Source organism: Nosocomiicoccus massiliensis (assembly GCF_002871345.2).
Lineage (GTDB): Bacteria > Bacillota > Bacilli > Staphylococcales > Salinicoccaceae > Nosocomiicoccus > Nosocomiicoccus ampullae_A.
The window spans coordinates 42,608-54,226 of sequence record NZ_CP136964.1 but is presented as its reverse complement, the minus strand read 5'-3'; the positions used below and the strand labels follow the sequence as shown (position 1 = coordinate 54,226).

Sequence of the window (11,619 nt, the reverse complement as noted above, 5' to 3'; positions counted from 1 at the left end):
CACTCCTATTATTTTTCGTAGACGATTTTACCGTCGCAAATTGTCATGAAAATATCTGACTCTAATTCCTCACCAATAAATGGTGAGTTGCTTGCTTTAGATACGAATCCATCTTCAGTAATCGTCACGTTATCCTCTAAATCAATCACTGTTAAGTCAGCAGCTTTTCCTTCTTTAATCTCACCGCTATCTAAGTTAAAGACGTTACTTGGTTTAACTGTCATGAAATCTACAAGTTGTTGTAACGTGAATACACCTGTTTTAACGAGCTTCGTATAGAGTAATTGGAACGCATGTTCAATGCCGACAATTCCAAATGGAGCTTTCGCAACACCAGCTGCTTTTTCATCTTTATGATGAGGTGCATGGTCTGTTGCGATAAAGTCAAGCGTACCGTCTAGTAGGCCTTCAATTAATGCTTCACGGTCATCGCTACCACGAAGTGGTGGGTTCATTTTGAAGTTTGGATCGAGTTCAGTAAAGTCACTTTCATCTAACACTAAGTGGTGTGGTGTCACTTCTGCTGTCACTTTAATGCCTGCACGTTTTGCGTCGCGAATGACACGAACTGATTCTTTTGTTGAAACGTGACATACGTGGTAATGGCACCCTGCTGCTTCAGCAAGTAATACGTCACGTGCGATTTGTGTAGATTCTGCAAGACTTGGAATTCCTTCGACACCGAGTCTTTCTGAGACGTCACCTTCATGAACAGCTCCAGACCCTGCAAGTGAGTTATCTTCAGTATGTGCAACGATCGGCATATTAATCGCTGCTGCTTTTTTCATAGCTTCATACATAACTTTTGCTGTTTGAACACCGACACCATCATCAGTGAATGCGAATGCACCGTGTGCTTTTAACCCGTCAAAGTCGACGAGATTTTCTCCGCTTAACCCTTCAGTAATCGATACGTATGGTAATACGCGAATAACAGCATCACGCTCGATAATTTCGTTTACTTTGTCGAGTGTTTCAACGCTATCGATAATCGGATTTGTATTTGGCATCGGACATACTGTCGTAAATCCTCCACGTGCTGCTGCTAAAGATCCTGTTTTAATCGTTTCTTTATGTTCAAATCCTGGTTCTCTAAAGTGAACGTGAACATCGACGAGTCCTGGTGTTAATAACTTACCGTTTAAGTCGATTACGTCGTGACCTTCTTGCTCGATTGAATCCGCAATTTTTGTGATAATACCGTCTTCGATTAATACATCTTTTGTGATGAAGTCATTATCTAACAATAACTTCGCTTGTGTTAAAAGCACTAGATTTCTCTCCTTCAAGAACTCTTTCTAAAATACTCATTCTGATAAATACACCGTTTGCCATTTGTTCGAAGATAACACTCTTATCTCCTTCTACACATTCGTCAGTAATTTCTACACCGCGGTTCATTGGTGCTGGGTGCATTAAGATTGCATCATCTTTCATGCGTCGAACGCGTGCTTGGTTAATACCGTATCTTTGGTTGTACTCGATGTTTGATAATAACATTTTTCTGTCGTGACGTTCGTTTTGTACACGTAACATCATGACGACGTCACATACTTCAATCGCTTCGTCTAATTCCATGTAAGGGACTCCGAGTGAGTGATCTTGGTACTCTTCTGGACCTGAGAAGTAAACTTCTGCGCCCATTTTACGAAGTGCTGTTGCGTTTGATTTCGCTACGCGTGAGTGTACGATGTCTCCAACGATTACGATTTTTAACCCGTGGATTCTACCGTGGTGTTCGTAAATTGTCATCATATCGAGTAGAGATTGTGATGGGTGACTTCCGCTTCCGTCTCCACCGTTTACGATTGGAATGTTAATGCCTTCTAATTGTTCGTAGTACTTATTATCAGGGTGTCTAATGACAAGTGCATCTACACCGATTGCTTCAAGTGTTTTACACGTGTCGTATAACGATTCACCTTTTTGAACTGCTGATTGTGACACTTCAAAAGGAATTGCGTGCATACCAAGTCTAAATTCAGCCATTTCGAAGCTTGATTTTGTACGTGTTGACGTTTCAAAGAATAAGTTACATACCGTTTTGTCTGTGTCGAATTTTTTGTAGTCGCCTTTTTTGATTTCTTGCGCGCGTGAAATAATTTCGTAAATCTCTCTTGGTGATACGTTGTCCATTGATAATAAGTTTTTCATAGTATATGCCTCCGGTTTTAAGATTATTGTAGGAGTAGTTTTAGATTAAGAAATTGAAACTGAGTTTTCACCGTCGATTTCCTCGATTTGAACGACGACTTCTTCTTCTTTTCGTGTCGGAATGTTTTTACCGACGAAGTCTGGTCGTATCGGTAACTCTCTATGACCTCGGTCAACGAGTACTGCAAGTGAAATCGTCTTTGGTCTATGGTGGAACATAATTGCGTCTATTGCTGCTCGAATCGTTCGACCCGTTTGCATGACATCATCTACTAAGACGACGTGCTTGTCATTTAAATCACTGTCAGTATCTAACCCTTCAGTGTTTTCACTTCTCGCTGTGTCATCTCTAAAGTTTTTAATGTCGATCGTACCGCCTGCAACCGCTTCTCCTTCGATTGTTTCAATCTTGTCTCGCATTCGGTTTGCGAGGTACTCACCGCGTCTTCGAATACCGAGTAGTACGACGTCATTACTTCCTTTATACCTCTCGAGTATTTCATGTGACATTCTCGTTAAACTTCTATTGATTCCTTGTTCATCTAAAACAGTTCTTGCCATTTGGCATCCTCCTAATAATCATAAAAAAATACTCATGCCAAAGACATGAGTATACGCGTCAGTAAACTCGCACATAAAGCGAGCGTTATATATATACGTTTCATCATGTCTTTTTGGCCTCACGGGACCAATTTTAAAGACACATAAGTATTTAATTATGTTGCTTATTATAATAGTCTTATTTAAAATATTTGTCAACACAATCCATTAACTTTTTTCTAAACGTAATTCTTCTAGTACTGTTTTAAATTGTTCTGGTAATTCAGATGAAAAGCTCAGTCTCTCTTTTGAAACAGGATGCGTAAAACCGATTGTTTTCGCATGTAGTAATTGTCCATCTGTAACAAATTTTGTTTTTCTACCGTAGACGGGATCTCCAACGATTGGATATCCGATATAATCCATATGCACACGAATTTGGTGTGTACGCCCCGTCTCTAAAATCGCTTCGATTAACGTGTAGCCATTAAAACGTTCTAATACGTTAAAATGCGTGACTGCATTTTTCCCATCATCGACAACAGCCATTTGTTGACGCTTTTCTTTGTTACGTCCAATCGGAGCGTCAATCGTTCCTTTGTTATGCTGAATTTCACCGTGAACGAGTGCAACGTATCGTCGGTCTACTGTTTTATCTTTTAACTGATCACTTAAATCGCGATGTGCGACATCGTTTTTAGCGACCATTAACAGTCCACTCGTATCTTTATCGATTCTATGAACGATACCCGGACGATATTCTCCGTTAATGCCTGAAAGTGAATCGAGTGCATACATTAAACCGTTAACGAGCGTGTTGCTTTTATGTCCAGCTGACGGATGAACGACCATCCCAGACGGTTTATAAACGACTGCGACATTATCATCTTCATATACGATATTTAAATTTAAATCTTCAGGTATAATATCGACGTCTTCTACTTCTCGCTCAAACACTTTGATCACGTCACCGAGTTTCACTTTATAGTTCGGTTTCACTTCGTCACCATTGACGACAATATTACCTTCTTTTAAACGGTTCTGAATTTCAGTACGAGAACTATTTTCGACGTAATCAAGTAGTAGTTTGTCGATTCGTACGTTGACATCTTTTTCTTCGATTTTAATTTCCACTTTGTTCACCACGCTCTGTAAAGAATTGAAATAGCATGAGTATGACTCCAATCGTTAAACTCGAATCTGCAACGTTAAATATCGGGAAGTCATATGAGAAAATCATCGTATCGATCATATCGACCACTTCTTGAAATAGTACACGGTCGATAAAATTCCCTAACGCTCCTGCGATTAGCATTGTCAGTGATAATTGTAGTAGTAAATTATCCGTCGCTTCTTTTTTATAAAAATATACCAACATAATAATGACGAATACGGTAATGATGTAGAAGAGCCACATCTTACCTTGTAACATCCCCCATGCTGCACCACTATTTCTATGTGACGTTATCGATAAGAAGTTTTCGATGATTGGTATCGATTCCCCGTAGTCCATAAATTTAACTACGAGGAATTTTGTAATTTGGTCAAGCGCCAATATACCGATACCGAAAATACTCATCGGAATAATTCGATAGTTTTTCATCGTCTCACCTAGTTTTCTCCAACAACAGTACGGCAACGATCACAAATATCATCTTTACCGCTCACGAGGTTTCTGTCTGTTTTATAGTTCCAGCAACGTGCACATTTTTCGCCTTCAGCATGCTCTACTTTAACTGTCGTGTTTTGATATGTTGTACCATCTGTTAACTCATCGACGATTTCAACTTGCGAAACGATAAAGAGTTGTGTGAACTCTGAATTGATGCTGTCTTTTGTTAATCCTTCAGGTAATGTTAACGTCACTTTCGCATCGAGTGATTTACCGATGACTTTTTCGTTACGTGCCACTTCTAACGCTTTATAAACATCATCACGAACTGCCATAATTTGTGCCCACTGTTCTAAAACTTTCTCATCGACATCTTCTTTGTCACTAAAGTGTGTTAAGTGGATACTTTCAGCTGTACGGTTTGGTGTATGGTCATAAATATCTTCAGCAGTGTGAACGAGCACTGGTGCTAACACTTTTGTTAAATCTTCTAAAATACGGTGTAACACTGTTTGTACACTACGTCTTACTAGAGAATCTTCTTTTTCGATATATAAAATATCTTTTGCATAATCTAAGTAGAAGTTTGATAAGTCTACGTTGATGAAGTTCTGTAACGACTGGTAAATCGTAATGTAGTTATATGCGTCGTAGTTGTCTCTCGTTTCGTTATAAAACTTACTAAATTTGTTGTACATATATTTATCGACGTCGTATAAATCGTCATATGCAACTTTGTCTGTTTCAACGTTAAAGTCGCTTAAGTTTCCGAGTAGGAATCTCATCGTGTTACGGATTTTACGGTATACGTCTGACACTTGTTTTAAAATGTCGTCAGAAATACGTACGTCTTCTTCAAAGTCACTTGAGAATGCCAATAGACGAATGATGTCTGCACCCATTTGGTTCATAATTTTCGTTGGATCTACAACGTTACCGAGTGATTTCGACATCTTCTTACCTTCTCCGTCCATGACGAATCCGTGTGATAATAACTCTTTGTATGGTGATACTCCACGCGTTGCGACACTTGTAATAAGTGAAGAGTTGAACCAACCTCTATATTGGTCAGAACCTTCAAAGTATAAGTCTGATGGATACGTTAAGTAATCTCTATAATCGAGTACCCCTCTATGTGTTGACCCAGAGTCGAACCACACGTCCATAATATCTGTTTCTTTTTCAAACGTACCGTTTGGAGAACCTTCGTGCGTAAATCCTTCTGGTAATAAGTCTTTTGCATCCCATTCAAACCAAACGTTACTTCCGTGTGTTTCAAATAGAGTTGCAACGTGTTCCATTACTTCAGGGTCTACTATTGCTTCACCATTTTCAGCATAGAAGAATGGAAGTGGTACACCCCAAACACGTTGACGTGAAATGACCCAGTCTCCGCGGTTTTTAATCATGTTATACATACGTTCTCTATTCCACTCAACTTGGAATTTCGTGTTGTTTAATGCTTCTAGAATTTCTTCACGTACGTTTTCGATTGACGCAAACCATTGTGGTGTTGCACGGAAGATTACCGGTGTTTTAGAACGCCAGTCATGTGGATATGAGTGCGTAATGAACTGTAGTTTAACTAATGCGCCTGCTTTATCTAAGTCTTCACCGATTACTTTGTTTGCATCGTCATAGTATAACCCTTCATATTTGCCCGCTTCTTCAGTAAATACACCTTTGTTATTTACTGGAGATAAAATTTCAAGATCATATTTTTGTGCAACTTTATAGTCGTCATCCCCGTGACCAGGTGCTGTATGGACAAGTCCAGTACCGCCGTCAGTCGTTACGTGATCTCCTAAAATAACGAGACTCATACGATCAAATAATGGGTGTTTTGCTTCGACGCGTTCGATTTCAGAACCTTTAAATTCTTTCGTACGAGTAATTTTTTCTTTATCCCACTCAACAGCTTCTAAATACGCGTCAAGTAATTCTTCAGCAATAACGTACGCTTCACCTTCATAATCAAACTGTACATAATTCAATTCAGGATGAACAGCGATTGCTAAGTTTGAGGGAATCGTCCACGGAGTTGTCGTCCAAATGACTAAGTTTACGCCTTTTTCAATTACGTCATTACCGTTTTCTACTTTAAACGTCACGTAAATTGACGGTGAACGTTTGTCTTTATATTCAAGTTCCGCTTCAGCTAAACTCGATTCTGATACAGGTGACCAGTACACTGGTTTTTTACCACGGTAAATTAAGCCACGCTCTACCATATCTTTTAAGACACGTACTTGTGATGCTTCAAATTCTGGTTTGTATGTTAAATACGGGTTATCCCACTCTCCGTCGATACCCATACGCATAAATCCAGCCTTTTGACCTTGTACTTGTTCGTTTGCGAATGCTTCACATTTTTTACGGAATTCACTCACAGACATTTTGTTGCGGTCGACACCTTTATTCGTCAGTGCTTGCTCGATTGGTAAACCGTGCGTATCCCATCCAGGTACATATGGTGTGTAGTATCCTTGCATTTGTTTGTTACGGTTAATGATATCTTTTACAATTTTATTTAACGCGTGTCCCATATGAATTGCACCGTTAGCATATGGTGGTCCGTCGTGTAATACGAACGGTTCATTCCCTTTATTTAATTCTAATTTTTTATTATATAAATCCATTTCGTGCCAGCGCTTTTGCATTTCTGGCTCTTTTTGTGTTAATCCACCGCGCATTTTAAAATCCGTATGCGGCATAAGTAGCGTGTCTTTGTAATCCATTCTTATATTTCCTCCTAATAAATTAAAAACTCTTTACAAGTCAAAAAGGGACGATTTCACCGTGTTACCACCCTAATTGACTCATAAAGAGCCCACTCATTTATATATTTATATAATTATCATATTAGTGATATCAATATATTTATTTTCTAGAGCTTTCACCGTCCTCTAGTCGCTTTAAAAAATGCCATATATTGCGTGTCTAATACATTAATAACATTATGCAAAAATTTCAGACTATTGTCAAACTATATTGAAACTAGTCTTCATACACTAAAACTTCGATTCTCGACTTCCCTTTTCTCGTTACATGAATAAATTCACTGACGATAAATCTTCCAAAACCTCTTACACTTATTACGTCTTCAAGTTCGACTTGGAAACTCGGATCTGTCACGAGTGCATGATTGACTTTAACTTTCTCTCGCGTGACACGATTTTTACTTTTTGCTCGTCCTTCTTTTAATACTTCTGATACGATCACATCTAAACGAAATGATGATACGATAATCGAATGTTTCGTCGTATTCGAGACTGCACTTAAAAATTCATCGTTAGGAATTTTAACGAGTTCTATCGGTGCGTTTTTAATCGTCGTAAGTTCTGATTTAAATAAATCAAAAAAGTTTTTATCGATCGCAAACTGAATGTGATCTGAAAGTATAATGTCACCGAGTTTACTACGGTCGACGCCGACATTCATCATCGCACCTAAAATATTACGATGTGTGAGCGTCACAAATTTTTCTGGATAATGTAACTCTACCGTCTCAATTTCAAAATCATCTCGAGACACTTCTAACATTTCAGGAACGAGTAACACACGTTTGCGTTCGTGGTTATCTTCAAGACCCCCACCGTAATATTCGGTTTTTATATCAGGGAAACGTCCGCTAATACTTTCGATAATTTTACGTTCTCTCGGGTCGGTAAAATCAAGCAGTACAGGATAATAATCTCTCGACGCGATTTCAAATTTACTGTAGTAAAAAATAATCTTTTCTTTTTCTTCTTGTCTAAAATGTTGAAATAGGGATTCCATAATATAACTCCTAATGGCGAAATAAAAAAGAGATATTGTAACAATATCTCTTACATTAACATATTATATAACGATACAAATATTTGACGCATTCCAAAGTTAAATAACTGGAATATAATAATTAAAAAGATTGGTGAAATATCAATCATGCCACCAATTGGTGGAATTATATTTCTCAGTGGTGAAAGTAACGGTTCATATATTTTACCGAGTAACTCACCAAATGATGACTCTCTTAAACCTGGAATCCAACTAGATAGTATGTAAATGATGAACCCCCAAGTAAAGATTGGCCATAATATCGAATATATTTTAACTACTGTTGTCAGTATATTTATCGCTGTTGATTGGTCCACAGTAAAAACTCCTTACATTAAGTCAGAGTCATTCTTCTCCGAAATAACACCTTCCACACCAACAGAGTTTGGTGTACATAAGAAAATGTCAGCTCCAACTTTTTGAATATCGCCTTCTAAAGCATACACTGTTCCACTTAAAAAGTCGATGATTCGCTTTTTTGATACTTTATCGAGTTTTGATAAGTTCACAAGTGCTGTTTGATTATTTTTTAATTGATCCGCGATATCTTGAGTTTCACCAAATACATATGGTTCAAACAGACATACTTTCGTATTAATTTTACTCATGTCAACGTGTCCCCCTTGTTTCACTACTGGCTCACTCACTTCACGGTGCTCTCTTGCCTCAATTTTTGGTCTACGGCTTCTCTTTGTTTTTTCAGAAAAATCGACTGCTGTAACTTTACTTTTCTTTTCTACTTTTGGCTGTTCTTTAACTTCAGCAACTTGCTTTTGTTCTGTTTCGATTTCATCCATATCTTCAGATTCGATTACGAATAAATCTTTTAAAAATTGTAGAGCCATTTGAATCACCTATTTTCCCATAATTTTACTACCGAGTCTAATAAATGTCGCACCCTCTTCAAGTGCAATTTTATAGTCGTTACTCATTCCCATACTTAACTCAATAATATCTTTAAATTCCTTTTGTAAATCATCTCTAAGTTCTCTTAACTGTTTAAACACATTTCTAATTTCTTCAACGTTGTCTGTTTCAGGTGCCATCGTCATGAGCCCGATCACTTTAACGTGATCATATTTTGATACTTTCGTTACAAAATCTTTGACGTCTTCAGGTTTTAAACCATGTTTCGTCTCTTCTCCTGACACATTTACCTGTATAAAACATTTTACATCATGCGAGCTATATTGTTCAATACGTTTCGCGATAGATTCTCGTTCTAATGAGTGTAAGTAATATAGATTATCTATGACATCTTTAACTTTTCTCGATTGAAGTGTTCCGATAAAGTGCACATTCGCATCCTGAGGAAGTGCGGCTCTTTTTTCATTAAATCCTTCAATTCTATTCTCTCCAAAGTCTCTCACACCAGCGTCGTATGCTTCTAGCGCATCTTCAACAGTGTGATATTTAGTCACAGCGATAATCGTCGCTTGATTATTGACTTCTTCTTTTACTTTTAAATAATTATCTTTATTCAATTATAATCTCCTTCCAATAAACCCTAAAGCACGTCCCGTCGGTTGATCATCTAACCGATATGAAAAGAATTCTTCACTTTCCGTACCGATTGGTGTGACGTGAATGTTCGATTCTTTTATACCGTAATCGAGTGCTTGGTGTTTATTTGCAGTTTTTAAATCGAGTAAGAATTTATCGTTACCTAATGGAGTGACTGCCTCTTTAGCAACTAAAAACGAATCGTTGACGACCGCATCATCGACTTCATAATAATCGCCGTTAATCGCAACTCCAATGACGACGTGTAAATCATCGATATCTCCGTCGTAATGATCTAATAGGTTTTTTAATACGTTCCCACGCGTCCCCTTCCATCCTGCATGCACTAAACCGATAAAGTTATTCGCTACGCTGTACACATAAATTGGTGTACAGTCTGCGTAATTCATACCGAGTACGATATTTCTTTCATATGTATATAGAGCGTCTATACCATATATGTTATCTGTTAACGCATCTACATTTGTCCCGGCATCCGCTTTTTTTACTTCATACACTTTGTTTTCATGCGTTTGAATTGGGATCACGAAATCTGAACGTTCAAATCCGATTTCTTCACTTAAAAGTTGTTGATGACGGTGTACATTGTCCGGATTATCTCCGATATATAGCGCCATATTAAATGCATTTTTTGGATAGTCGCTTTGACCGTTTGTACGTTTCGTATACCCAAACACTAAATCGTCTGAACTGTATCCTACATAATGATTATAATTTTTAAACACGCGTATCTATCTCCTAATAGACAAAAACGGAGATATTGATGTCAATATCTCCGTGAGTAAATGTCTTATCTTCTACGACTACGACGACCTCTAATAAATGATGGTACGTCTGGCTCGTTATCTAATGAAGATTTTCTATCAGAGCTATCAAATGATTGTTCAGAATTTGAACGATCATCTAAGTTGATGAATGAATCTTCTCTTTCTTTTTCTTCGAATGAAGGTGCTTGTCTACGTTCTTGTTGAACTGGACGTTCAGGACCTCTTGATACTGACTTTTCGTTAAAGCCTGTTGCGATAACTGTAATTACTAACTCATCTTCAAGCTCAGGGTTGATTACTGTACCGAAGATCATGTTTACATCTTCGTCTGCAGCGTCTTGAACGATGTCCGCAGCTTCTTGAGCTTCGAATAGTGATAAGTTTTCGCCACCAGTGATGTTCATTAACACACCTTGTGCACCGACGATTGAAGTTTCAAGTAATGGACTTGAGATTGCTTTTTTAGCCGCTTCAACCGCACGGTTTTCACCACTTGCGACACCGATACCCATTAATGCAGAACCTTTGTCTGTCATAATCGTCTTAACGTCCGCAAAGTCTAAGTTTACTTCACCGCTTACGCTGATGAGGTCTGAAATACCTTGAACCCCTTGACGTAATACGTTATCCGCTTCTTTAAATGCTTCCATCATCGGTGTTGATTTGTCAACGATATCGAGTAATCTGTCATTTGGGATAACGATTAATGTATCTACAGCAGCTTTCATTTGTTCTACACCTGCAGCTGCTTGTGTTTGACGTTTTCTACCTTCAAAAGAGAATGGGCGTGTTACAACACCAACTGTTAAAGCTCCCATTTCTTTTGCGATTTTCGCAACGACTGGTGCTGCTCCAGTACCAGTTCCGCCACCCATACCAGCAGTGACGAATACCATGTCCGCACCTTGGATTGCGTCTTCAATTTGTTCACGTGATTCTTCTGAAGCTTTTTTACCAATTTCAGGGTTCGCTCCAGCACCTAAACCACGTGTTAATTTTTCTCCGATTTGGATTTTAGATTCTGCTTTTGATAAGTTTAAAGCTTGTCCGTCTGTGTTAACCGCAATAAATTCAACGTTTTGCATACCTTCATCAATCATTCGGTTTACTGCGTTGTTTCCTCCGCCACCGACACCGATTACTTTAATAGATGCTTGATGGTTAAAACCAGTTTCAAATTCTAACATCTCACCATATCCTCCC

11 protein-coding genes and 1 pseudogene are annotated in these 11,619 nt (G+C 38.2%); all 12 read right to left on the bottom strand.

The window, feature by feature from the left end:
- Positions 1–8 precede the first annotated feature (8 nt).
- On the bottom strand, positions 9–1,271 hold the full coding sequence (locus tag CJ229_RS00300; protein WP_102167257.1) for a dihydroorotase: 1,263 nt from the start codon (positions 1,269–1,271) through the stop codon (positions 9–11).
- Positions 1,237–2,154 (bottom strand): aspartate carbamoyltransferase catalytic subunit, encoded by a 918-nt coding sequence (locus CJ229_RS00295; RefSeq protein WP_070457606.1) that lies wholly within the window; start codon positions 2,152–2,154, stop codon positions 1,237–1,239. Before CJ229_RS00295 ends, CJ229_RS00300 begins: the two co-directional genes overlap by 35 nt.
- 45 nt (positions 2,155–2,199) lie before the next feature.
- Positions 2,200–2,715: a bifunctional pyr operon transcriptional regulator/uracil phosphoribosyltransferase PyrR gene (gene pyrR / locus CJ229_RS00290; protein ID WP_070457604.1), complete on the bottom strand. Its 516-nt coding sequence runs from the start codon at positions 2,713–2,715 to the stop codon at positions 2,200–2,202.
- A gap of 207 nt (positions 2,716–2,922) precedes the next feature.
- Positions 2,923–3,837 (bottom strand): RluA family pseudouridine synthase, encoded by a 915-nt coding sequence (locus CJ229_RS00285; protein ID WP_102167282.1) that lies wholly within the window; start codon positions 3,835–3,837, stop codon positions 2,923–2,925.
- The gene (gene lspA / locus CJ229_RS00280) at positions 3,818–4,297 is read right to left on the bottom strand and encodes a signal peptidase II (RefSeq protein WP_070457603.1); all 480 of its coding nucleotides are present in this window, start codon (positions 4,295–4,297) and stop codon (positions 3,818–3,820) included. Before lspA ends, CJ229_RS00285 begins: the two co-directional genes overlap by 20 nt.
- Positions 4,298–4,305: 8 nt before the next feature.
- Positions 4,306–7,044 (bottom strand): isoleucine--tRNA ligase, encoded by a 2,739-nt coding sequence (gene ileS, locus CJ229_RS00275; RefSeq protein ID WP_102167256.1) that lies wholly within the window; start codon positions 7,042–7,044, stop codon positions 4,306–4,308.
- A gap of 259 nt (positions 7,045–7,303) precedes the next feature.
- The gene (locus CJ229_RS00270) at positions 7,304–8,086 is read right to left on the bottom strand and encodes a YlmH family RNA-binding protein (protein ID WP_070710316.1); all 783 of its coding nucleotides are present in this window, start codon (positions 8,084–8,086) and stop codon (positions 7,304–7,306) included.
- 50 nt (positions 8,087–8,136) lie between these two features.
- On the bottom strand, positions 8,137–8,442 hold the full coding sequence (locus CJ229_RS00265; RefSeq protein ID WP_083286890.1) for a YggT family protein: 306 nt from the start codon (positions 8,440–8,442) through the stop codon (positions 8,137–8,139).
- Positions 8,443–8,454: 12 nt separating this feature from the next.
- Positions 8,455–8,970, bottom strand: coding sequence for a cell division protein SepF (locus CJ229_RS00260; protein WP_070457597.1), 516 nt, complete (start codon positions 8,968–8,970; stop codon positions 8,455–8,457).
- Between the two features lie 9 nt (positions 8,971–8,979).
- The gene (locus CJ229_RS00255) at positions 8,980–9,609 is read right to left on the bottom strand and encodes a YggS family pyridoxal phosphate-dependent enzyme (RefSeq protein WP_070622429.1); all 630 of its coding nucleotides are present in this window, start codon (positions 9,607–9,609) and stop codon (positions 8,980–8,982) included.
- Positions 9,610–10,374, bottom strand: a complete 765-nt coding sequence (locus CJ229_RS00250) for a purine nucleoside phosphorylase YfiH/LACC1 family protein (RefSeq protein ID WP_102167255.1) — start codon at positions 10,372–10,374, stop codon at positions 9,610–9,612.
- A 274-nt stretch (positions 10,375–10,648) separates the two neighbouring features.
- Positions 10,649–11,603, bottom strand: a pseudogene (gene ftsZ / locus CJ229_RS00245) (cell division protein FtsZ); the annotation flags it as partial.
- Positions 11,604–11,619: the final 16 nt, after the last annotated feature.

Coding starts and splice junctions, on each gene's coding strand:
- CJ229_RS00295 (WP_070457606.1), bottom strand. CDS start 2,154: ATGAAAAACTTATTATCAATGGACAACGTATCACCAAGAGAGATTTAC.
- pyrR (WP_070457604.1), bottom strand. CDS start 2,715: ATGGCAAGAACTGTTTTAGATGAACAAGGAATCAATAGAAGTTTAACG.
- lspA (WP_070457603.1), bottom strand. CDS start 4,297: ATGAAAAACTATCGAATTATTCCGATGAGTATTTTCGGTATCGGTATA.
- ileS (WP_102167256.1), bottom strand. CDS start 7,044: ATGGATTACAAAGACACGCTACTTATGCCGCATACGGATTTTAAAATG.
- CJ229_RS00270 (WP_070710316.1), bottom strand. CDS start 8,086: ATGGAATCCCTATTTCAACATTTTAGACAAGAAGAAAAAGAAAAGATT.
- CJ229_RS00260 (WP_070457597.1), bottom strand. CDS start 8,970: ATGGCTCTACAATTTTTAAAAGATTTATTCGTAATCGAATCTGAAGAT.